Origin of the sequence: Larkinella sp. VNQ87, assembly GCF_049445795.1 — a bacterium.
Taxonomy (GTDB): domain Bacteria; phylum Bacteroidota; class Bacteroidia; order Cytophagales; family Spirosomataceae; genus Larkinella.
Map to the genome: position 1 here is coordinate 327,755 of NZ_JBMSDT010000004.1, position 20,250 is coordinate 348,004.

Annotated in this window: 22 protein-coding genes; 10 read left to right on the top strand and 12 right to left on the bottom strand. The window is 52.0% G+C overall.

Translation table 11 applies throughout. The features are described 5' to 3' along the window. Positions 1 to 82: 82 nt before the first annotated feature. The 4 genes from ACO2Q8_RS08965 to nudK form a co-directional block, all read right to left on the bottom strand. Positions 83 to 2,215: a Tex family protein gene (locus ACO2Q8_RS08965; protein ID WP_423344455.1), complete on the bottom strand. Its 2,133-nt coding sequence runs from the start codon at positions 2,213 to 2,215 to the stop codon at positions 83 to 85. Between the two features lie 171 nt (positions 2,216 to 2,386). After that, positions 2,387 to 2,578 carry a cold-shock protein gene (locus ACO2Q8_RS08970; RefSeq protein WP_423344456.1) on the bottom strand — a complete coding sequence of 64 codons (192 nt, stop codon included), beginning with the start codon at positions 2,576 to 2,578 and terminating at the stop codon, positions 2,387 to 2,389. 147 nt (positions 2,579 to 2,725) lie between these two features. Continuing rightward, positions 2,726 to 2,989 (bottom strand): hypothetical protein, encoded by a 264-nt coding sequence (locus ACO2Q8_RS08975; protein WP_423344457.1) that lies wholly within the window; start codon positions 2,987 to 2,989, stop codon positions 2,726 to 2,728. A gap of 701 nt (positions 2,990 to 3,690) precedes the next feature. Beyond that, positions 3,691 to 4,272, bottom strand: coding sequence for a GDP-mannose pyrophosphatase NudK (gene nudK / locus ACO2Q8_RS08980; RefSeq protein WP_423344458.1), 582 nt, complete (start codon positions 4,270 to 4,272; stop codon positions 3,691 to 3,693). A 51-nt stretch (positions 4,273 to 4,323) separates the two neighbouring features. On the opposite strand from nudK, the gene ACO2Q8_RS08985 reads away from it, so the two are divergent. After that, complete coding sequence (locus tag ACO2Q8_RS08985) at positions 4,324 to 5,076, top strand: DeoR/GlpR family DNA-binding transcription regulator (RefSeq protein WP_423344459.1); 753 nt, start codon at positions 4,324 to 4,326, stop codon at positions 5,074 to 5,076. On the opposite strand, the gene ACO2Q8_RS08990 is transcribed toward ACO2Q8_RS08985, so the two are convergent. Both ACO2Q8_RS08990 and ACO2Q8_RS08995 read right to left on the bottom strand, forming a co-directional pair. Then, on the bottom strand, positions 5,073 to 5,372 hold the full coding sequence (locus ACO2Q8_RS08990) for a hypothetical protein (protein WP_423344460.1): 300 nt from the start codon (positions 5,370 to 5,372) through the stop codon (positions 5,073 to 5,075). The two genes, ACO2Q8_RS08985 and ACO2Q8_RS08990, sit on opposite strands and share 4 nt — an antisense overlap. Positions 5,373 to 5,559: 187 nt before the next feature. Continuing rightward, positions 5,560 to 5,937, bottom strand: coding sequence for a hypothetical protein (locus ACO2Q8_RS08995; RefSeq protein ID WP_423344461.1), 378 nt, complete (start codon positions 5,935 to 5,937; stop codon positions 5,560 to 5,562). A gap of 167 nt (positions 5,938 to 6,104) precedes the next feature. On the opposite strand from ACO2Q8_RS08995, the gene ACO2Q8_RS09000 reads away from it, so the two are divergent. Together ACO2Q8_RS09000 and ACO2Q8_RS09005 are read left to right on the top strand one after the other, a co-directional pair. Further along, positions 6,105 to 7,067 carry an MBL fold metallo-hydrolase gene (locus ACO2Q8_RS09000; RefSeq protein WP_423344462.1) on the top strand — a complete coding sequence of 321 codons (963 nt, stop codon included), beginning with the start codon at positions 6,105 to 6,107 and terminating at the stop codon, positions 7,065 to 7,067. Positions 7,068 to 7,235: 168 nt separating this feature from the next. Then, positions 7,236 to 8,441 carry a L,D-transpeptidase family protein gene (locus ACO2Q8_RS09005; RefSeq protein WP_423344463.1) on the top strand — a complete coding sequence of 402 codons (1,206 nt, stop codon included), beginning with the start codon at positions 7,236 to 7,238 and terminating at the stop codon, positions 8,439 to 8,441. Between the two features lie 12 nt (positions 8,442 to 8,453). Here the strand turns inward: ACO2Q8_RS09005 and ACO2Q8_RS09010 are convergent, their stop codons facing one another. Continuing rightward, the gene (locus ACO2Q8_RS09010; RefSeq protein ID WP_423344464.1) at positions 8,454 to 9,134 is read right to left on the bottom strand and encodes a murein L,D-transpeptidase catalytic domain family protein; all 681 of its coding nucleotides are present in this window, start codon (positions 9,132 to 9,134) and stop codon (positions 8,454 to 8,456) included. Between the two features lie 94 nt (positions 9,135 to 9,228). Here ACO2Q8_RS09010 and ACO2Q8_RS09015 point away from each other — a divergent pair, with 94 nt between their 5' ends. Both ACO2Q8_RS09015 and ACO2Q8_RS09020 read left to right on the top strand, forming a co-directional pair. Then, a complete protein-coding gene (locus ACO2Q8_RS09015; RefSeq protein WP_423344465.1) occupies positions 9,229 to 10,671 on the top strand; it encodes a hypothetical protein in 1,443 nt (480 codons plus the stop codon). A 17-nt stretch (positions 10,672 to 10,688) separates the two neighbouring features. Continuing rightward, positions 10,689 to 11,453 (top strand): EcsC family protein, encoded by a 765-nt coding sequence (locus ACO2Q8_RS09020; RefSeq protein WP_423344466.1) that lies wholly within the window; start codon positions 10,689 to 10,691, stop codon positions 11,451 to 11,453. Between the two features lie 67 nt (positions 11,454 to 11,520). Here the strand turns inward: ACO2Q8_RS09020 and ACO2Q8_RS09025 are convergent, their stop codons facing one another. Both ACO2Q8_RS09025 and ACO2Q8_RS09030 read right to left on the bottom strand, forming a co-directional pair. Next, positions 11,521 to 12,111, bottom strand: a complete 591-nt coding sequence (locus ACO2Q8_RS09025) for a hypothetical protein (protein WP_423344467.1) — start codon at positions 12,109 to 12,111, stop codon at positions 11,521 to 11,523. Positions 12,112 to 12,228: 117 nt separating this feature from the next. Further along, positions 12,229 to 12,699: an FKBP-type peptidyl-prolyl cis-trans isomerase gene (locus ACO2Q8_RS09030; protein ID WP_423344468.1), complete on the bottom strand. Its 471-nt coding sequence runs from the start codon at positions 12,697 to 12,699 to the stop codon at positions 12,229 to 12,231. A gap of 223 nt (positions 12,700 to 12,922) precedes the next feature. On the opposite strand from ACO2Q8_RS09030, the gene ACO2Q8_RS09035 reads away from it, so the two are divergent. Beyond that, positions 12,923 to 13,621, top strand: a complete 699-nt coding sequence (locus ACO2Q8_RS09035) for a fasciclin domain-containing protein (protein ID WP_423344469.1) — start codon at positions 12,923 to 12,925, stop codon at positions 13,619 to 13,621. Between the two features lie 81 nt (positions 13,622 to 13,702). Here the strand turns inward: ACO2Q8_RS09035 and ACO2Q8_RS09040 are convergent, their stop codons facing one another. Both ACO2Q8_RS09040 and ACO2Q8_RS09045 read right to left on the bottom strand, forming a co-directional pair. After that, on the bottom strand, positions 13,703 to 14,107 hold the full coding sequence (locus tag ACO2Q8_RS09040; RefSeq protein WP_423344470.1) for a DUF4932 domain-containing protein: 405 nt from the start codon (positions 14,105 to 14,107) through the stop codon (positions 13,703 to 13,705). Continuing rightward, positions 14,071 to 14,736, bottom strand: coding sequence for a hypothetical protein (locus tag ACO2Q8_RS09045; RefSeq protein WP_423344471.1), 666 nt, complete (start codon positions 14,734 to 14,736; stop codon positions 14,071 to 14,073). Before ACO2Q8_RS09045 ends, ACO2Q8_RS09040 begins: the two co-directional genes overlap by 37 nt. A 296-nt stretch (positions 14,737 to 15,032) precedes the next feature. Here ACO2Q8_RS09045 and ACO2Q8_RS09050 point away from each other — a divergent pair, with 296 nt between their 5' ends. The 3 genes from ACO2Q8_RS09050 (at position 15,033) to ACO2Q8_RS09060 (ending at position 17,866) form a co-directional block, all read left to right on the top strand. After that, on the top strand, positions 15,033 to 15,833 hold the full coding sequence (locus tag ACO2Q8_RS09050; RefSeq protein ID WP_423344472.1) for a prolyl oligopeptidase family serine peptidase: 801 nt from the start codon (positions 15,033 to 15,035) through the stop codon (positions 15,831 to 15,833). Between the two features lie 116 nt (positions 15,834 to 15,949). After that, on the top strand, positions 15,950 to 16,858 hold the full coding sequence (locus ACO2Q8_RS09055; RefSeq protein WP_423344473.1) for an EamA/RhaT family transporter: 909 nt from the start codon (positions 15,950 to 15,952) through the stop codon (positions 16,856 to 16,858). An 81-nt stretch (positions 16,859 to 16,939) separates the two neighbouring features. Further along, on the top strand, positions 16,940 to 17,866 hold the full coding sequence (locus ACO2Q8_RS09060) for a sugar phosphate isomerase/epimerase family protein (protein ID WP_423344474.1): 927 nt from the start codon (positions 16,940 to 16,942) through the stop codon (positions 17,864 to 17,866). Positions 17,867 to 17,957: 91 nt separating this feature from the next. On the opposite strand, the gene ACO2Q8_RS09065 is transcribed toward ACO2Q8_RS09060, so the two are convergent. Next, entirely contained in the window at positions 17,958 to 19,664 is a 1,707-nt protein-coding gene (locus ACO2Q8_RS09065) for an IlvD/Edd family dehydratase (protein ID WP_423344475.1), read from the bottom strand. A 175-nt stretch (positions 19,665 to 19,839) separates the two neighbouring features. On the opposite strand from ACO2Q8_RS09065, the gene ACO2Q8_RS09070 reads away from it, so the two are divergent. Further along, positions 19,840 to 20,241 (top strand): response regulator, encoded by a 402-nt coding sequence (locus tag ACO2Q8_RS09070; protein WP_423344476.1) that lies wholly within the window; start codon positions 19,840 to 19,842, stop codon positions 20,239 to 20,241. Positions 20,242 to 20,250 lie beyond the last annotated feature (9 nt).

Sequence of the window (20,250 nt, forward strand, 5' to 3'; positions counted from 1 at the left end):
CGTTTAACGGTTTGATCGGGAGAAAATAATGGAATAGAATCGGACGGCTGGTAGAACCAGCCAGAAACCGATGGACAAACTATCAAATTTTCATCGTTAAGGCAATGCGTTTGCGCTGTAAATCTACCTCCAGCACCTTCACTTTTACCTTCTGGTGAACGCTGACCACCTGACGCGGGTCGGAAACAAACTGGTTGGCCAGTTGCGAAATATGGACCAGTCCGTCCTGCTTAACGCCAATATCGACAAACGCACCGAACGCCGTTACGTTGGTCACGACGCCGGGCAACACCATGCCTTCGTGCAGGTCTTCCGGTTTTCGAACGCGGTCATCGTATTCAAACACCGTCAGCGACTCGCGCGGGTCGCGACCCGGTTTTTCGAGTTCGGCCAGAATGTCGCGGAGTGTCGGTAGCCCTACTATATCGGTAACGTACTGTTCGGGCTTAATCTGCTTCCGGAGTTCATTTTTTTTCATCAAATCGCCCACCGTACACTTCAGATCGCGGGCCATGCGTTCGACTACCGGGTAGCTTTCCGGGTGAACGGCGCTGTTATCGAGCGGGTTACGGGCCTGGTCGATGCGCAGAAAACCGGCACACTGCTCGAAGGCTTTTGCCCCCAGCCGGGCCACTTTTTTCAGTTGATCGCGCGATTGGAACGGCCCGTTCTGTGCGCGGTATTCCACGATGTTCTGCGCCAGTTGCGGCCCCAAACCGGACACATACCGCAGCAGGTGACTGCTGGCCGTATTGAGGGAAACCCCGACCTGGTTGACGCAACTCTCGACTACCCGATCCAGGCTGTCCTTTAATTCGCCCTGATCGACATCGTGCTGGTATTGCCCGACGCCAATCGATTTCGGGTCAATTTTGACCAGTTCTGCCAGCGGGTCCATGAGCCGCCGACCAATCGAAACCGCCCCACGGACCGTCACGTCCTGGTTCGGAAACTCCTGCCGGGCCACTTCCGAAGCCGAATAAATGGAAGCGCCCTGCTCACTGACCATGAAAATCGGAACGGTTTTGCCGAAATCCTGGCCCCGAACAAACTCCTCGGTTTCGCGTCCGGCGGTTCCGTTCCCAATCGAAATGGCTTCGATCTGGTGTGTCGCCACCAGCTTCAGCAGCGTTTGTCGGGCCTGATCGCGTTTGCTGTCGGGGTAAATAACATCGTTAGTCAGCAGATTTCCCTGAGCATCGAGGCAAACTACTTTACACCCGGTCCGAAAGCCAGGGTCAATCGCCAACACCCGTTTCTGACCGAGCGGGGGCGACAGCAGGAGTTGCCGCAGGTTGTCGGCAAAAATCCGGATGGCTTCCTGATCGGCTTTCTGTTTGGACAGGTTGTCAAACTCGGTTTCGATCGACGGTTTGATGAGTCGTTTGTAACTGTCTTTGATGGCAATGGCAACCTGGTCGATGCTTTCCGACGAACCGGGTCGCAAAAATTGCCGATCCAGCCGGTCCAGCGCAGCGTCTTCGTCGGGCGCGATACTCACCGACAAAATGCCCTCGGCCTCGCCACGCCGAATGGCGAGCAGCCGGTGGGAGGGAATTCGGCGCAGCGGCTCGGCAAAATCGAAATAGTCTTTATACTTGATGCCAACGGTTTCCTTGTCTTTCTTCACGGTCGATCGGAGAATGGCTTCGCGCTCGAATAGATTCCGGATACGCTGGCGGGCGTCGGCATTCTCGCTGATCCATTCGGCCATGATGTCGCGGGCGCCTTGCAACGCATCCGAAACCGACGGCACCTGATCGTTTACAAAGGAGGAGGCTCTTCGCTCGATGGTAGGTTCGCGCTGGCTGAAAATCAGTTTTGCGAGCGGTTCCAGCCCTTTCTCGATGGCGATGGTAGCCCGGGTTTTGCGCTTTGGTTTGTAGGGCAAATACAAATCTTCGAGTTCCGTCAGCGAATCGGCGGTTTCGAGTTTCTGGCGCAGCTCAGCCGTCAGCTTGCCCTGATCGTCGATCGATTTCAGGATGGCGTCCCGCCGTTTGTCGAGTTCGAGCAGCTTTTGGTAGGTATCTTTGATGACGGTTATTTGCACTTCGTCCAGTTGGCCGGTGGCTTCTTTACGATAACGGGCAATAAAAGGTACCGTCGCACCCCCGTCGAGCAACTGCACGGTATTGGCAACCTGACGGATATTCAGCGAAAGCAGACGGGCAATGCGGGCGGCTAAAGGATTGGATTCAGTCGTCGGACTCATGAAGGGCAATTGGTAAAATACGACTGCAAAAAAAGCAGGAATGGCCGGTTTTTCAACGGAAATAGGCAGGAAATCCCGGCCTCGAGGGGTAATTGCTTCGTTCTCAGCGGGCAAAAAAAAACAGGCCGCCGGCCTGTTTTCAAGTGTCAGTTAAATGGTGTTATCTTCCGATTATACCAATTCTACGTTGACGGCGTTTAAACCTTTCTTGCCGCGCTCCACTTCAAATTTCACTTTGTCGTTTTCGCGAATTTGATCGACCAGACCCGTTGAGTGGACGAAAACGTCTTCACCCGGACCATCAGGTTTAATGAAACCGTATCCTTTGGTTTCATTAAAAAATTTAACTACTCCTGTTTGCATTGAATTGGGATTGAAAATTTCCTAAAGAACCCTTTTTTTCGAGTCCAATCCAACAGTTTTTTCATTTATTTATACAAAATAGCCTTTTGACCAGAAACCAAATCGGCGAATCAGGCCTTTTTTTCATTCAAGTCTCTCACCAATGGGTTATAGTCGACAATCCAGACAGCTTTCATAATCCTCATGTCCCGGGGCGTATACACCATTGACTGTAACCAGTCGCTTCAAAGGTATGGAGTTGCCAGACGACAGCGCAATGAAATCGCCTGCAGGCTCGGAGTTAAAAGCGGTGATGATCGACGTTTCCTGCAAGAGTTCGTTTAAATCGGTCATATAGAAAATTTTCACGTATTTCCTCAGCGCGACAAGGGAGCGTAACATGTCTGAAAATAACTCGATGGAGGTAGTCATGGTGTTTGAAACGGTTTCTGGCTTCAAAACAAATTTTAGACAAAACGAGCTCCCGGATAAAAGTTGGATTGAGAATAGGGTCTTGAAGTTTGAACTAAAAAAAGATGAAAAAATGTGTTTTTAATCTGGTTTTAATTCCTGAATGCTGCCAAGTGTACCTTTTAATTCTGCTTTAATGTGGCTTACACGTTGTTTTAATGCACTTTAAAGAATTTTGTAACACTAAACAGCTTGACCAGATGAAATACGACGCCTTTTTTTTTCTATCCTGCATCCTAGGTGATGAATTGTACAAAATGGATATAAAGAGCAACAAGAAAGCAAACTCTGAAAATTTAGTTGAACGTTTCAATCAGGTTTGGGAACAACCTATTGAAGATTTTTACCTGAGTGGCCTGCCGGTCGTGATTCGTCGGAATTCCCGACGCGACTATTACTATTGACACCGGATTCCGTTATCACCGTATGCTTGAAAACAGGCCCAGTCGCTCATAGAAAACGTGCAAACAAGAGCGGCTGGAGCCTGTTAAATGAACGGTTTACCGGACAGCGGAATGTGAATTGAAATTCCCATCTGCCATTTTCCCGGTACAAAAGCTGCGGTGTCCGCCATCTAGCTACCATCTCTCAATTTTTTTCGTACCAAACAGACCGGTTTTGAAAGATTGTCGGTTTGGTACGTCGGTTTTAGGTTATTCCACTCACGCGACCATCTTTTGTTCCAAGCAGAGGTGTTGAAGGAGCATGATGGTTTTGCCATCGGAAATTTCGCCCCGTGTAATCATCTGCATGGCGTCCGTCAGCTTGAGTTCAAGTACATCAATGTCTTCTTCGTCGATTCCGCCCCCGATTCGTTTTTCGGTCTGGTCGGAGTATTCAGCCGTGAAAAAATACAATTTCTCAGTCACGGAACCCGGACTCATGTAGGCTTCAAACACCTTACGAATGTTCGTGACGACAAAACCGGTTTCTTCCTCGGTTTCCCGTCGGATCGCGTCTTCCGGATTGTCATTATCGAGCAGTCCAGCGCAGGCTTCGATCAGCATTCCGCTCGCATTCCCATTGACATAAGTCGGCATCCGGAATTGTCGGGTCAGGATAACGGTGTCTTTTTCGGGATTATGTAGTAAAATGGTTGCACCGTTGCCCCGGTCGTACGCTTCCCGAGACTGCGTTTCCCAGATTCCGTCGTTTCGTAAGTAGTTAAATGTTACTTTTCGGAGAATGTACCAGTTATTGGATAAAACTTCTTCCCGAAGGAGTTTAATACGTGGATTGTTCATAATTGATTTTGATAAAAATTGATTATTTTTGTTCAAATTAACAGCTAGTCTATGAGGTTTCCAAACCGCAAACGGCTTATTTTACAAACGGTCGAAGAACGGGGTACGGTAGACGTGAAGGAATTAGCCGATCTGATCCAAACTTCGGAAATTACCATTCGGCGGGATTTGACCTTGCTGGCGGCCGATGGCCTGCTTTACCGCACCCACGGCGGAGCGATGAAAGTGGAACTGGCCCGTAATCCGGTGCAGTTCGTTAATAAAACCGCCGTCAACGCCGAAAACAAGGACCATATTTGCCGACTGGCCGCTCAGGAAATTCAGGAAGGGGATATCATATTTATGGATTGCGGCAGTACGGTTTTTCGGCTCTGTCAATTTATTCGAATGAAGCGTATCCAAGTCATTACCAATTCGTTACCGGTGGTCAATGAACTGCTGAATTCAGAGGTGAAGGTGAATTTGGTGGGTGGGGAGGTCGATGCGAAGCGTCAGGCCGTCCACGGGTTGATTGCGCATGAACACATCCTGCGATACCGGGCGCAAAAAGCCTTTCTGGGCATCGATGGAATTTCGGTCCGGCACGGTTTGTCGGCGCACAGCGAAGTGGAAGCGGGCATGACCCTGGCGATGGCTGCTCAGGCCGAAGTGTCGTATCTGTTGTGTGATTCGACGAAGCTGGAAAAAGACAAATACGTGCAGGTGGCTCCCCTGAGCCTGATTCAAACGTTGGTGACGGATCAGGAAGCGGCTTCGGACATTCTGGAGTTATACAGGCAGGCGGGGGTGCGGGTGTTGCACTAGTTCATCGGAGAGCTATCGCCCGACCGTTTGCGGTCCGATAGGTTCTCGAAGTTTCCGGTCAGAATAGCGGCCTGGTGCAACAGTTCGATAGCCTGAATTTCATCGTACAGGATGTCGAGTTTGCGTTCAATACGGCCAATTTCGGCGATTGCATTCTGGTAGGCAAAAAAATCTTCGTGCGGGCCTTTATTCTGCATTGACTCCGTGAGGAGGTATTTTCCGGCTTGCAGCACGCCCCACGATGCCCGCAATTCGTGCAAAATAGGGCTATATTTGGTTACTTTCAGAACTCGCATTCTCTACGGCGGTTTGCGGCCGTAAAGATACACAATTTTGTAACCGGGGGAATTGTTTATGATAATTTGCCCGTCGCTTACCTCCCTTTCGTTATTCGTTATTCATTATTCGTGTCTTTTTAATATCGAATAGCGAATATTGAATAACGAATAACGAAATAATGAAAGGGGAAACCGCCTGGTGGGCTTACATCAACTCAAAATCAACGCACTTCCCGGCTTCGACCTCGAAGGTTTCGGTAAAACTTTGGCCATTGGCCGCCCGGAATTCCAGTTCGTGTTCACCCGCCGACACGGTGGCAATGGGCGAACCGGAGGCATCACAGGAAGGAGCCGAATTTGTCACTTTGCTTAACGTCCCGATTTTATTTCCGTCGACATAACAATCTACTTTGATGGTGGAGATCGCTTCATTGGCGGACCAGAAGACAACTTTTCCTGAGTCGGGTTCAACTTCCGGATCTTTTTTGCAGGAAAACGCTGCTGAGAGCAGGAGGGCGGCATACAGCGCATTTCGTCCCGCGCGAAACAAGGAACGGTGCAGCTGTGGGGTAAAGAAGTTCATGGTAGTAGCTGTTGTTTTTGTATACCGGCAAAATTGGTCATCGACCGGGTATGGAAGAACTCGTTTTGGGATGAAGTGCCTTTAATTTTCTCTGAAACGGTAGATAAGTAATGTCAACAATCCGGCAGGGTTGGGGTTAAACCGGAAACCAAATAACAATGAGGGATATGGAAAGTCAGACGACCGCCAATCCGGTTACCAAAGAAGAATTGGGCCCGTACGATGTCGCCGAAGACGTGCGGGGCATCAAGAATGTTTTTGTGAATGTCTATTTTGTGGGTGAGGCCCAACCCGGTGGGAAATGGGTATTGGTCGATGCCGGTACACCCAGTGGTGTTGAACCGATTCGGCAGAAAGCCCGCGAACTGTTCGGCGAAAACAACCCGCCCCAGGCCATTGTGTTGACGCACGGCCACTTCGATCACGCCGGTTCACTAGACTCGTTGCTGAAGGAGTGGGGAAATGTGCCCATCTACGCGCATCGGCTGGAACTGCCCTTTTTGCAGGGGAAATCGCATTATCCACCGCCGGACCCGGGTGTAGGGGGCGGAGCAATGGCTTATCTGTCGTGGATGTTCCCGACCTCCCCGTACAATTTTGGCGACCGTGTTCGGGCGTTCTCCCAGGACGGAACGATCCCGGAATTGCCCGGTTGGCGGGTAATTCACACGCCCGGTCACGCACCGGGTCACGTTTCGTTGTTTCGGGAAAGCGACCGGGTGTTGATCGCGGGCGATGCCTTTACGAACACGAACCAGAATTCAGCGTTAGCTGTCATGACGCAAAAAGAGGAGCTACATGGTCCTCCGGCGTATTTCACCATCGATTGGGAAGCTTCCAAACGCTCCATTCAGGAACTGGCGGCCCTGAATCCTACGGCAGCTGGAACCGGCCACGGGAAAGCCATTCGGGGTATTCAATTACCGCAATTGCTGGAGGATCTGATTCATAATTTTGACGACCGGGAGGTACCCAAAGGAGGCCGGTATGCCAAACAACCCGCCCACACCAACGAGGAAGGCATCCTCGACATGCCACCCCCGGTTTCATTCCACGTCGCCCGGGCCATTGGTATTGGGCTAATTGTCGGTACGGTCATGTATCTCTTCGGGAGTAACCGTAAAAAATAGCCTATACAATTCAGGACGAATCGGTTAAAGTCCCGCCGGAGGTGATTCACCACTCTCTGGCGGGACTTTTTTAGAGAATCCTAACGGCTAAAATTGAGGACTGGGCTAAACACCACCGCCGTAATTGGCGTTTAGTAAGTACAGAGTCACTTAGTTGGATAAATGAAAATGGAACGTCGAAATATCGTCATAATCGTTGCAAGTGCGGTAGTAGTATTGCTTGTGGGCTGGTTTAGCCTGAAACATTTTGGGCTTCTGAACAAAAATGATGTACCGGCCGAGGGCTGGGATCGAGCGCAGGCCGAACAAGTCATGCGGCAGCTTTGCCGGGCGGCTGATTCGGTCGGGATCGATACCATGCGGTATTCGTTCGTGGAAACCGACACTAAAAAAGAGTTTGGAGAGAAATTCACCAGTCTGTTGCTCGAACTCCGCTACGGCCTAAAACCGTCGCGGATTACATACAACAAACTGCCTGAAAAAGTGGATACGGTCTGGGCCATCGCCATGCTGAAAAAAGACGAAGGCCGTTCGGCCCTGGACTCCCTGAAGAAAACACCGGTTTTTGGGCACTACACCACGCTGGTGAATCATTATACCCGCTTGCGGCAAACCGGCGCGTCCGATACGGCAAAGCTGGTTCGGCAAACGCTGAACTTTTACCGGTACCTGAACCGATTCGGGTTCGATAAGTTTTTGGTAGTCAATGTGCCAGCGGCCCAGTTGAACGTTTACGACCGAAGCGGGAAATGTTTGCTGCCGATGGAGGTGATCGCCGGAAAAAAAGACACGCGCACGCCTTTTTTCACAACCTACCTGACGGACATTATTACCTATCCCTACTGGAATGTACCGCGCGGAATCGGTATTAAGGAGATTTTGCCGAAAGTACAGCGTGATCCCGGTTTTTTAACCAGCCAGAACATGGAAGTGTTGGATGAAAAAAACCAGGTAGTCGATCCCGACGATATCGATTGGGCAGAAATGTCGGCAGAAAATTTTCCGTACCGGTTTCGGCAGGCATCCGGTTGCAGCAACTCACTGGGGCTAATCAAATTTAACCTGACTGGGCCGGGTGCCATTTATTTGCACGATACCAACGCCCGCGACCTGTTCGACCTGACCAGCGACCGCTGGCGGAGCCACGGCTGTATGCGGGTGCAGAAACCGGTCGAACTGGCCAACTACCTGATGGAAGAACCGGTCCTGGACGAAGGATTTATGAACCGGTGTATGATTGGTCAGAAACCGGAGACCCTGACACTGCCCAAACCGTTCCCGGTTTTTGTGGTCTATAACCGGGCGGATGTCGATGATAACGGCAAGCTGCGGGTGTATCGGGATGTGTACGGGCTGGACGGTCGCCCGATGTGATTCCCGATGGAATCACAGCAGAAAGGTTGATTTTTGCAGATAATCCGGGTTGGGCGAATACACAAACACGCAGGAACCGCCTTTGATGGCCTGAATGATGCCTTTGCTAACGGCATTGTCGACGGCCGGGCAACCCTGGCTGCGGCCCAGCCGACCGGTTCGCCGGATAAAATCCTCGCAAACATAATCAGCCCCGTGAATGACGATGGCTCGGCTGAAAGCGTTGTCATTGAAGCCGCGTTCGAGCCCTTTCAGTTGCAGCGACAAACCGTGTTTCCCCTGGTAGGTGCCCAGTGTCTGGTAAAACCCGAGACTGGATTGAAAGGAGGAGGCCGTGTTGGAAAACGTAGCCGCCATCAGTTCGCCGGAGTTGCGGCCGTGGGCCACGTAGGTCTGAAACAGCAGTTTATGCGCATCCAGATCGATCACGTACAGACGCTTTTTGCTGGACGGTTGGCTCAAATCGACAATACTTAGTACCGACTTTGGAAACGGGTTTTTCTGTAAACCCCGCAGCGCATAATCAAAAACTTCTTTCCGAAGCCCCGTACTTTCTAGGTTTAATTCGTTGTATATCCCCATCCACAGACTGGCGCGATCGAGTGTCAGAGGGATGGAGGATTTTATGGTTGTACCCGTGGTGGCAAAGCTGAATGGGAGAAGGGCAAAGAAAATTAACAGCGCTTTTTTCATAAAACGTTGGTTAATAGGTTTGTATGTCAAAAGGGGGTGTAGGTAAATAACGATAAGTTAACCATAATAATTCGATAGATTACGTTAATTTCGAATGAAGCGAATCCATATATGGCTTGTTGCTGCGCTTATCCTTTGGCAATCAGCGGCTTTTGGGTTACCCACGGTTTCTATTCTGAACTACAAAAAACCGGGTGACACCGACTTGACTCCGGCGGCCGTTCGGGCCATTGCGTTTCTCAAAAGCCAGGGAGGAGGGACGTTGAGGTATCCGGCCGGACGGTTTATGCAAGGGCCGGTCGAAATCACCGGCTCGGCGATCAGCATTCAGGGGGCGGGATTGGGAAAAACCGTTATCATCCGAAATTCGCAACGGGGATACGCATTCTATGCGAATCAAAAACAGCGGGTTTTTTTTCGCGATCTGACCATCGATTGCGACAAAAGCCCCATCGAGGGCGGCATTTATTTCGGGGGCTGCACCGCCAGCGGAGCCGACCGCGTGCTGATCCGGAACGCGGACGCTTCCACATTTGTCGTGGAAAACGAGCTATTCAACGGCGGAGGGACCAAAGCCATTTCAGACCGGAATGTGTTTCGGCATTGTCAGGCTACGGGCCAGAAACGTTACCATGAGGTGGGTGGCAAGTCGCCCTTCATTGCTGGTGGGTATGCCCGAAATACGCGCTTCGAATATTGCACCGCGACCGACTGCGTGGGCGATGCCTACGACAGCGACAATGCGCCCGGCACGGTTTTTCTGCATTGTGTCGCCCGGCATACCAAAGGCATCAGTCCGTACGCCGGATTCTGGTCGGAGGGCGAACAGACCGATTCTGACCACCGGGTGACCTGGAACCACTGCAAAGCCTTTGGCTTCCGGGTTGGATTTGGCGTTTCGGAACGGGCTAAAGGCACTATTCTAAACGGGGAAGCTGACAATTGCGTGAATGCCGTGAAAGGGCTGCATCACCAATACCGCATTGTAATCACCAATTTCACGGCCCGAAACTGCGGAAAAAGTCTGGAAGCTACCGACACCGATGGGGCGCTGACGTTTAGCGGGCCGGTGACGATGACGCGCGTAAAAACCGTCAATACCCGTTCCCGGAACTCGTTTGCCAATTACGGTGGGGGAACGTCGACCAACGAAGAAACCATCATTGGCCCTGGTTGCGAGTTTGATAAAGATGTGTACATTAGCTACGAAAACTCCGGGTCGCGCCGGATCACCGTCAATGGAGCTACGTTCCGTGGTGGTAATATCCGGTATTACAACGGGCAACTGACCGAATTGCTGATTAAAAACAGCCAGTTTATCAACAGCGGCATTGTAGGAGCCAGAATCAAGCAAAGCCGGATTACCGGTGGCTGCCGGTTTGTAACCACCGATAGCACCAAAACCGCCATTCAACTAAGTCTGGATTCGTACAATACGACCGTCGAAAATACAACGTTTGAAGGGTATAAGAAGGTGTCGAACAACGCCCGGCTGGGAACGGGCGTCCGGCAAACCAACCGGCGGCAACCCCGCTAATTTCAATCAAACTCCTGATGACTCCCTACGAAGATGCCGTGTTGCGTGAACTGGCAACCTGGCGACAGAAAATGACGCGCAGGCCATCGACTATGAACCGGCTTTCTAAAAACCTGCAAACCCGTCTAAACCGGATTATTCCCGAAAAAATCCACCAGGCTATTACAGCCACCATCAAGCAAATGACCCGGGCGGTTTTGTTCGGAGCCGAATTTCTGACCCGCGAGCCGGTTTTGCATCACTTGTCGCTGGAAGAGCGCGAAGAGCGGGTGCGCGACCGGATTGCGTTTTACAAAACCGCCGGAGCGGCCGAAGGGGGCGTCACGGGCGCGGGTGGCATCCTGCTCGGTCTGGCCGACTTTCCGCTGCTATTGGCCTTGAAAATGAAGCTTCTGTTTGAAATTGCGGGTATTTATGGGTATCCGATCAACGAATACAAGGAGCGATTGTACATCATGCACATCTTTCAACTGGCGTTTTCAAGCCAGGAACGACGACTGGCGGTTTACGAACAGATGACCCATTGGCAGGCCAAAAGCCAACTTCTTCCCAACGACATCAATCAGTTCGACTGGCGGACCTTTCAGCAGGAATACCGTGACTACATTGACCTGGCAAAAATGGCGCAACTGATTCCCGGCATCGGAGCCGCCGTCGGGCTGGTGGTCAATTACCGGTTGCTGGACGCCCTCGGTAAAACCGCGATGAACGCGTACCGGATGCGGTGGGCGGAAGCCCGGGAAATAGGGCAGGGGGGTAAGGGCAGAGGGCATGGGGCATAGGGGTAAGGGTGCTGACGCATTCAATTTCAGGCGAAGCCACCCTTTGCCCTATGCCCTCTGCCCCATGCTACTTCCCCGCTGGTGGGTTGATCATGATGTGGGCGCGGTGGGTGCCGGGGTCCATGATCCAGGGCATGCCGGGGGCTTCGGGCTTGAGCGGCAAACCGGTGCTTTCGGCGGTTGCGTAGGGGATATAGACGACGTACCGGAGGTAGCCGTTTTTCACTTCACCGGTCATGGCATTGTAGCTTGAATCCGGTGCGGAATAGACGAACAGCGAAGACGGTTGTTTTGGCATTTTCCACTTTCCGGCTTTTTCCTCCTGTTCCCGGATTTTCATGATTTCGGCCGCTGACTTGCCTTCTTTCTTCAGCTCACGCCCCCGCGCCATGAATGGTTCGAGATCTTTGTGGTAACAGGAAACATTCAGTCCTTTCTGCGCCGGATCATCGGCCAGGCAAACGTATTCGTTTGTTCCTTTTCGCAGGATAATCCATTCGTTTTTGCCGGAATAACCGTAAACCATGGCCCCGTCGCGTTTGTCGGCCGGAGCGGCCAGCACGGCGGTTTTGATTTGCAGTTCGGGCGTGGGGGCGGTTTGGGCAATGGCCCGCGTCGCACAAAGTCCTAGTGCGAGAAAGAAGGTAAATTTTTTCATTGGTTAAAGGAAGGTTTATTGATAGGAACACGGATTGAACGGATGCAACGGATTTGAACAGATTTATCCGTTACGATCTGTTTGATCCGTTCGATCCGTGTTCCTATCAATTATTCATTAGTGATGATGACCGCCGGGGCCGTGTACGTGTTTGTGCATTACTTCTTCATTGGTTGCATCGCGTACTTCGATCACTTCCACATCGAAGTTCAGTTCCTGACCCGCCAGCGGGTGGTTTCCGTCAATCGTAACCTGATCGTCGCCGACTTCAGTTACGGTAACGACCTGGCCGTGATTAGTTTGGAACTGCATCCCGACCTGCACCGGTTGCCCGCCGAAAGCGCTTTTTGGAACAGCCTGAATCATCTCGGGGTTGTGTAGGCCGTAGCCTTCTTCGGCCGGAACTTTGATCTGGAACTTGTCGCCGGGGGCTTTGCCGTCCAGGCCATTTTCCATACCCGGAATCAGATTGCCCTCACCGTGCAGATAATATAGGGGATCGCGTCCTTCGCTGGAGTCGAGAATGTTGCCGTCGTTGTCCTTCAACGTGTAGTGGATACCAGCAACTTTGTGTTTGGAAATTTGCATAAAAAATAAATTGAGTAAAGAACAAAGGTGATATTTTTTTTCAAAAAGCCTACCATCCAGCGCTTTTCTACGATAAGAATCCCGGGTTTTAAGGGGTAGCTTCATACGATTTTCGTCCGACAGCCCGTTAACCTCCGTACATCCTGACAACAATTTGCTGGCACGATGTGTTAAAAGTTAATGCTATTTTCTCAACGTATTGTCTAACAAACCAAGTTTCATCATGCAGAAGAAAGCTGTTTTCGGAATCGCTCTTGCGCTCGGATTAGTCGCCGGTGCTACCAAAACCGCCGTGGCACAGACCGTGCAGGACACTACGTCCAATCGCAACTCAACAATGCAAACCCCGACTACCTCGTCGCAGGCCGGCCAATCAGGGGTGATGCCCAGCAGCAACACGTCCGTGGCAACCCAGGGTGCCGGAAATGCCTACGGACCGATGGGCGCAGGCCGGGAGTCGCGCGGAGGTATGAAACCGGGTGGATCAACGGGCCGGGATCTGGCGATCAGCGCAGCAAAATCCTCGGAGCATACGGTGCTGTTCCGGGCGCTGCGAATGTCAGGTTTGGATGAACAGGCAGCAGGGAAAGGCCCGTATACGGTTTTTGCGCCGACCAACGAAGCCTTCGACAAGCTGCCTGCCGGAACACTCGACGGGTTGCTGCAACCGGCATCCAAATCGAAACTGGTCAAACTGCTGGCATATCACGTCGTGAAAGGCAATTATGCCTCCGACCAGTTGCAGGATGGCCAGAAACTGAAAACCGTCACGGGCGGCACGCTGACCGTTGCCAAACAGGGCGAATCCATCACCATAACGGACGAACAGGGCAATGCCGCCACCGTCAACCGCGCCGATCTGGAAGCCACCAACGGCATGATTCATTCGATTGACACGGTGCTAATGCCGAAAGGAAAATGAGGATTGAATGAAAAATGAAGAATGAATAATGAAAAAGTGCCGGATTTGAGCCACTTTTTCATTATTCATTCTTCATTCACTTTATTGCTTCGCGGCCAGCGCCTGAAGCTGCTGCAGGGCTTTTTCGACAGCCTGCGGGTACGAAGTCGACTGGGTTTGTCGGTAGTTTTCCAGTTGGGTTAGAATCGTCGGCAGGTAGATGAATTGACGATTGGTAATGGAATGCTCTCTCAATCGCCGGGCCGCTTCAGCATGGCCCAGATTCTGAGTAATCAGGATTTCACCCGCCCGCACGAAATGCTTGTACAGGCACACCAGCCAGGTTGGGTAGCCCTGTTCGGTCATGCGGTTTTGGATTGGTGGATAAAGTTTTTCAGTGCTTTTGAGCAATTCGGCGGGCATCTGACCCACCACATGGTTGACGAACGAATGGCCAAATTCATGCGTACTCAATTCCAGCAGGTGCTGCCGATCGCTGAAGCCCATGTCCAGTTTTGCTTCCTCCTGAAAATGCTGAACGTCGAAGGGGCCAAATACGTTGAAAATGTACGTTTTCCCATCACGAGTAAACGAGCTCCAAACCCAATGCTCGTTGGAATGGTCAGGCTCGGAACCAGCGTATACGCTTCAAAATGCTGCCCATAAAAGGTTTCCATGGCCGGAATAAACCGTTCGTCGGGCAACCCTTTTCGAACCTGGGCCAGTGCATGGTCGTACTTGCTTTGATTCTCTTTTAAATACAAATCAAAATTTACTTCTGCGTAAAAACGGCTCATGGATTCCAGAAAAAGCTGTGCCTTCTGGCGGCCTTCGGTTGTATCTTGACTACGCGAAAACCGGCGATAGGACGATTCGGGAATCTGGTCGGTCAGCGTGGCTCGTGGGAAGTCGTCTACCTGCACCAGCAGATTGATCAGGTAATCCAGCCAGAGGTGTTCGACCAACCGCATAGCCTCCGTGAGGTGCGGACTGTGTTGATGGGTTTTGTACTGCTGATACAGACTAAAACCGTAGCCATACCAGTCTTTCATTCGGATGGGTTTGCTTTTCAGATAGCCTTCGTCATTCTCTAACTCCCGGCCCTCGTAGCCCAGGAAGTATACGAAGCCCAACATTTCCACATTTTTATGAAAACGGACTTGAACGGTTCGGGCTGTTGAGGACGCAACCGTTGCACCCGGTTACTTGACGTCGTCGTGGTAATGTACCTGCATGTCCCAGGCGTTCAGTAACTTCAGGGCGATGATGAATAAAATTAAACCCAGAAACAAGTGAGAAAGCTGGCTGCGAAGCCCTTTGCGATCAGGGCAAAACTCAGAATAAGGCCCTGGCCGGATGCCAGCAGAAACAGAATTGCCTTCCAGCTTGTCATGGTCGGAACGTTCAATCAATACGAAATCTAATGTAACGGATGAAAAGCATTCGAACAAATGGGTGTCGCTGGATCGGCTGGATGCTCGTAGTTGGCCTGGCCATGATGCGGCCCCTCCGGGCGCAGTCCGAGTTTAATAAACAGACGTTTACCACCGCGGAGGGAAATGTGTTACCGTACCGCATTCTGTACCCCAAGTCCTACGACCGGGCAAAAAAATACCCGCTGGTGGTGGTGCTGCACGGGGCCGGGGAACGTGGAGATGATAATGAAAAGCAACTGGCCTTGGGTTCGTCGCTTTTCCTGGACGAGAAAAACCGCCGTAATTTTCCGGCCATTGTACTCTTTCCGCAGTGTCCGACCACCAGCTTCTGGGCTTCCGTTCAGATCGACCGACGGACCACGCCCTACACCATCGGCTTCGATTACAAGGCACACGTAAACTGGCCCATGCAGGCCGTCGTCGAACTGGTGCAACAGATGAAACTTGAAGGGTTGGTGGACAAAAACCGCCTTTGTCTGCTGGGGATTTCGATGGGTGGATTGGGTGTTTTTGAGACGCTTGCCACGCAGCCGGATTTGTTTACGACCGCCGTGTCGATCTGCGGGGGCGGAAAACCGGAGGATGCTCCAGTTTATGCCCGGAAGGTCCGGCTCTGGCTATTTCATGGTGGCTCCGACAGTGTGGTCAATGTCGAGTACTCCCGGCGGATGGTGGCCCGGCTGAAAGAATTGAAGGCCGATGTGCGCTACACCGAATACCATGGTGTCGATCACGAAAGCTGGGAGCCCGCGCTAGCCGAGCCGGAATTGCTGGAATGGCTGTTTAAAAGGAAATGATAAATGTAAAATGTTGAACGCTAAATGTAAAAGTAAATGACCCGGCGTCTTACTTTTACATTCGGCACCGCGCGGGTGGCCCCGTCAACATTTTACATTTATCATTTTTCCCTCCAATGCTCTTTCTCTTCCTGAGCATTCTGCTCTCAGTGGTTCTGTTGCTCAACTTCCGCCTTTTTCCCCGGTTTGGGGTGAATACCTTTCAGGCCATTGTATTCAATTATCCGGTTTGCTTCCTGACCGGTTTTCTGCTCCTGCCTGAGGGGCAGTCGTTTTCGGTTGATTTTTCCCAAACCTGGACCTGGCTGGCGCTTGGGTTGGGCGTTGGGTTCATCATTACATTTATCCTGTCAGGACTTTCGACGCAACGGATGGGCATCACAGCGACCTCGCTGGCGAACAATATGTCGCTGGTGGTGCCGGTTTGCTTTAGCCTGTTCGTGTTTCAAACCGGTGGTAAAACCTTCGACGCGCTCAATTACCTGGGGTTGATTCTGGCTGTCGTCGCCGTGGGACTCAGTACCTTCAGGAAAGATGAAGGCCAGACGGTCAAGATGTTGGGTTGGTATACGCTGTTGCCAGTGGCGGTTTTTCTGCTATATGGTTCCACCAACACCATGATCAACTACATGAACCTTCGGTATATTCCATCGGCGGATAAAACCCTGCAGGTGACGCTGACGATGGTCCTGGGTGCCATTGCCGCTGGTTCGGTCATGCTGGTAATCCGGCTTGCCCAGGGAAAAGAAAAGATTGAAAGCCGGAATTTGCTGGGAGCCATTACGCTGGGCGTTCCTAACTTTTTGAGTTTTTACACCCTTTTGCTGGCGCTTTCGCAGTTTGGCGGCAATGGAGCTTTCGTATACCCGCTATATAATATTGGTGTCATTCTGGTGGCGGCTTTGGCGGCTATGCTGTTTTTTAAGGAAAAACTTCTGGCCATCAACCGGGTGGGCCTGATCCTGGCGGTTTTGGCCATCTGTCTCATTTCCTGGCAGGAACTGGCGGTTTTGATGGGGAGATAGATAAGAGCGATTTGTCTCTTTCCCATAATTCCGTATTTTTCGGCCCGTTCGCAACTAAACGTTCTTTTTCCAAACCCGTTCATGAACCGTCGTCAGACCCTTGCCGCTATAGCCGCCACCACCGGAGGAGCCGTTTTGTCATCCTCTTCCGCATCCGCTCATGCCCTTGCCAAAGACCCGCCCCCGTTTGCCTATGCGTTGAATGTCAGTACCATCCGGGGCCAGAATCTGGGCTTTCAGAAGGAACTGGAAGTGGCGTCCAAAGCCGGTTTTCGCCATGTGGAAATCTGGATGAATTCCTTTCAGGACTACCTGAAACAACATTCAACGGCCGATGTGCGCAAACTGCTCGGTGATCTGGGCCTGAAAGTCGAGAATGCCATCGGGTTCGCGCAGTGGATTGTCGATGACGAAACGACCCGCACCAAGGGCGTCGATCAACTTAAGAAAGAAATGGAATTGCTGGCCGAGATTGGCTGCAAGCGCACGGCCGCTCCGCCGATGGGGGCCACGCAGCAACCCGGTCTGGACCTGCGCAAAGCCGCCGAACGCTACCGGACCATTCTGGAACTGGGCGACAAAACCGGGGTTGTACCGCAACTCGAACTCTGGGGCGGATCGAAAAACCTGAATAAGCTGAGCGAGGTTATGTTTGTCGCCATCGAAAGTGGACATCCCTCCGCGCGGGTCCTGCTCGATATTTACCACCTTTACAAGGGTGGTTCCAGTCCGGCCAGTCTGCCGTTGGTGGGTAAACCCGGTATTGAAGTGTTCCACCTGAACGATTATCCGACCAACCCGCCCCGCGAAACTATCGTCGATGCCGACCGCGTGTACCCGGGTGATGGCATTGGGCCGGTTCGGGAAACGCTGAAACAGATCAAAACGCCGGGCAAAACAATTGTGCTTTCACTGGAACTCTTCAACAAAAGCTACTACGCCCAGGATGCGCTGGTGGTCGCCAAAACCGGGTTGGAAAAGATGAAAAAAGTGGCTGAAGGGGTATAGTTGTTACACAGGGTTAATCAGGGAATATCAGAGGTAACCAGAGAAGTCTCTGATATTCCCTGATTAACCCTGTGTAACAACTTTCCAAACTCTAGTGCGAGTCACGCTTCACGACCGGGCCGGAGCCGCCTTGCAGGAAGTCGAAGTCGGCACCCTCGTGGGCTTGTAGCACATGACGGATGTACATCTTGGTGTAGCCCCGTTCATACCCCAGGTCGATGGGCTGGAAATGCGCCAGTCGACGGGCCAGTTCCTCCTCGTCGACATGCAGGTGTAGCAGCCGTTTTTCCACATCCAGCGTGATGAGGTCGCCATTTTGAACCAGGGCCAGGTTGCCGCCCACGGCGGCTTCCGGCGATACGTGTAACACCACCGTTCCGAAACCGGTACCGCTCATGCGCCCGTCCGAAATCCGGACCATGTCGTGTACGCCCTGGGCCAGAATTTTGGCCGGAAGCTGCATGTTGCCTACTTCGGGCATGCCCGGATACCCTTTTGGGCCCACATTTTTCAGGACCAGAACGCAGCTTGGATCAACGTCCAGATCGGGATCGTCCACGCGTTTTTTGTAGTCGTCGATATTCTCGAACACCACCGCCCGGCCCGTGTGCTTCATCAGTTCCGGCGAAGCCGCCGAGGGTTTTAAAACCGCCCCGTACGGACAAAGATTCCCTTTCAAAATTGCAACACCGGATTCCGGTTTGAACGGTTCGGCGACCGACGCGATCACCTCCCGGTTGTAACATTCGGCTTTGGCGCAGTTTTCGCCCAGTGTCCGGCCGTTGATGGTCAGCGCGTCGTTATGCAGAAACTGTTCAAGTTCCTTGATGATGGCGGGGAGTCCACCGGCGTAGAATAAATCCTCCACGAAATGTTCACCCGAGGGTTGCAGGTTCGCCAGCAGCGGGATGGGCGCCGAGAGTTTATCAAAATCATCAATGGACAATTCGACACCCATCCGGCCCGCGATGGCTTTCAGGTGGATAATGAAATTGGTTGACCCACCCAGTGCGGCATTGACCATGATGGCATTTTCAAACGCCTGCCGGGTCAGAATCTGCGAGGGCCGGATGTTCTGACGGGCCAGTTCAACCGCCCGCATCCCCGCCAGGTGGGCCAGCACTTTCCGACGCGAGTCGGCCGCCGGAATCGTGGCATTATCCGGCAAGGCCAACCCGAGCGATTCGACCATCGCAGCCATTGTGGAGGCCGTTCCCATCACGGCGCAGTGGCCCTGGCTGCGCGCCATGCAGGCTTCGGCGGCCACAAATTCTTCCTGCGACATTTCGCCTTTCTTGTTCGCTTCGGCAAACCGCCAAAGGTCCGAGGTGCCGATGTTCCGGCCTTTGTATTTCCCGGCCAGCATCGGCCCGCCCGACACCACCAGCGTCGGCAGGTCGACACTGCACGCGCCCATTACGAGCGAGGGGGTGGTTTTGTCACAACCGCAGAGCAGCACCACTGCATCCAGTGAATTACCCCGGATCGACTCTTCTACGTCCATGCTGGCCAGGTTCCGGAACAGCATGGTGGTTGGTTTCATCTGGCACTCGCCGAGCGACATCACCGGAAACTCGAGCGGAAAACCGCCCGCTTCCCAAACCCCCCGCTTGACGGCTTCGGCCAGATCGCGGAAGTGGGCATTACAGGGTGTTAATTCTGAAAATGTGTTGCAAATGCCAATAACCGGCTTACTTTCAAACAGATGGTGGGGGAAGCCCTGGTTTTTCATCCAGGCGCGGTAAATAAAACCGTCCTTGCCGGTGCGGCCAAACCATTCTTGCGATCGGAGATGCATAAGGTCAATCGGGTAACAGTGAGTAAAGAATCGAAAATCACTACAACGTACAAAACAGAACTATATAGGCTGTTATGGGACGGTAAGTTAGAAAGTTTTTGGTAAATGAAGGGCCTGAGTTTTTTCATCGATTTGATATTAATATCTTAGCGTAGTTTACCCATTCCGGATGCACATGGACAGAGCCGTTACTTGTTTTTTGATTGATGATGATGAAGATGACCAGGAGTTGTTTATGATGGCTCTGAAGAAAGTTGATCCCGGTTTAACCTGTGTCGTGGCGGATGATTGCGGAGAAGCGATTCGGAAAATCCGTGAGGAAGAGGATTTCCTGCCGGATTATATTTTCCTCGATTTGAACATGCCCCGCATTCACGGAAAACAATGTCTGGTGGAGCTTCGTAAAATTGCCCGCATCGAACAAATTCCGATCATCATGTATTCGACTTCTTCGGAACCGAAGGATATTCTGGAAACGAAAGCGCTTGGAGCCACGGATTTTCTGACGAAACCGCCGTTGATTTCAATGCTGACGGCTGAATTGTCGAAATTATTGATGAATCGGCCGATGGTTTGAGTTCGCTCT

What these genes read in the sequence shown, in the direction of transcription:
- ACO2Q8_RS09045 (WP_423344471.1), bottom strand. Translation starts at nt 14,736, where the DNA reads ATGTTGGGCTTCGTATACTTCCTGGGCTACGAGGGCCGGGAGTTAGAG.
- ACO2Q8_RS09055 (WP_423344473.1), top strand. Translation starts at nt 15,950, where the DNA reads ATGCTCTTTCTCTTCCTGAGCATTCTGCTCTCAGTGGTTCTGTTGCTC.
- ACO2Q8_RS09020 (WP_423344466.1), top strand. Translation starts at nt 10,689, where the DNA reads ATGACTCCCTACGAAGATGCCGTGTTGCGTGAACTGGCAACCTGGCGA.
- ACO2Q8_RS09030 (WP_423344468.1), bottom strand. Translation starts at nt 12,699, where the DNA reads ATGCAAATTTCCAAACACAAAGTTGCTGGTATCCACTACACGTTGAAG.
- ACO2Q8_RS09065 (WP_423344475.1), bottom strand. Translation starts at nt 19,664, where the DNA reads ATGCATCTCCGATCGCAAGAATGGTTTGGCCGCACCGGCAAGGACGGT.
- ACO2Q8_RS09050 (WP_423344472.1), top strand. Translation starts at nt 15,033, where the DNA reads ATGAAAAGCATTCGAACAAATGGGTGTCGCTGGATCGGCTGGATGCTC.
- ACO2Q8_RS08985 (WP_423344459.1), top strand. Translation starts at nt 4,324, where the DNA reads ATGAGGTTTCCAAACCGCAAACGGCTTATTTTACAAACGGTCGAAGAA.
- ACO2Q8_RS09005 (WP_423344463.1), top strand. Translation starts at nt 7,236, where the DNA reads ATGGAACGTCGAAATATCGTCATAATCGTTGCAAGTGCGGTAGTAGTA.
- ACO2Q8_RS09040 (WP_423344470.1), bottom strand. Translation starts at nt 14,107, where the DNA reads ATGGGCTTCAGCGATCGGCAGCACCTGCTGGAATTGAGTACGCATGAA.
- ACO2Q8_RS08965 (WP_423344455.1), bottom strand. Translation starts at nt 2,215, where the DNA reads ATGAGTCCGACGACTGAATCCAATCCTTTAGCCGCCCGCATTGCCCGT.
- ACO2Q8_RS09010 (WP_423344464.1), bottom strand. Translation starts at nt 9,134, where the DNA reads ATGAAAAAAGCGCTGTTAATTTTCTTTGCCCTTCTCCCATTCAGCTTT.
- ACO2Q8_RS09060 (WP_423344474.1), top strand. Translation starts at nt 16,940, where the DNA reads ATGAACCGTCGTCAGACCCTTGCCGCTATAGCCGCCACCACCGGAGGA.
- ACO2Q8_RS08975 (WP_423344457.1), bottom strand. Translation starts at nt 2,989, where the DNA reads ATGACTACCTCCATCGAGTTATTTTCAGACATGTTACGCTCCCTTGTC.
- ACO2Q8_RS08995 (WP_423344461.1), bottom strand. Translation starts at nt 5,937, where the DNA reads ATGAACTTCTTTACCCCACAGCTGCACCGTTCCTTGTTTCGCGCGGGA.
- ACO2Q8_RS09070 (WP_423344476.1), top strand. Translation starts at nt 19,840, where the DNA reads ATGGACAGAGCCGTTACTTGTTTTTTGATTGATGATGATGAAGATGAC.
- ACO2Q8_RS08990 (WP_423344460.1), bottom strand. Translation starts at nt 5,372, where the DNA reads ATGCGAGTTCTGAAAGTAACCAAATATAGCCCTATTTTGCACGAATTG.
- nudK (WP_423344458.1), bottom strand. Translation starts at nt 4,272, where the DNA reads ATGAACAATCCACGTATTAAACTCCTTCGGGAAGAAGTTTTATCCAAT.
- ACO2Q8_RS09000 (WP_423344462.1), top strand. Translation starts at nt 6,105, where the DNA reads ATGGAAAGTCAGACGACCGCCAATCCGGTTACCAAAGAAGAATTGGGC.
- ACO2Q8_RS09035 (WP_423344469.1), top strand. Translation starts at nt 12,923, where the DNA reads ATGCAGAAGAAAGCTGTTTTCGGAATCGCTCTTGCGCTCGGATTAGTC.
- ACO2Q8_RS09015 (WP_423344465.1), top strand. Translation starts at nt 9,229, where the DNA reads ATGAAGCGAATCCATATATGGCTTGTTGCTGCGCTTATCCTTTGGCAA.
- ACO2Q8_RS09025 (WP_423344467.1), bottom strand. Translation starts at nt 12,111, where the DNA reads ATGAAAAAATTTACCTTCTTTCTCGCACTAGGACTTTGTGCGACGCGG.
- ACO2Q8_RS08970 (WP_423344456.1), bottom strand. Translation starts at nt 2,578, where the DNA reads ATGCAAACAGGAGTAGTTAAATTTTTTAATGAAACCAAAGGATACGGT.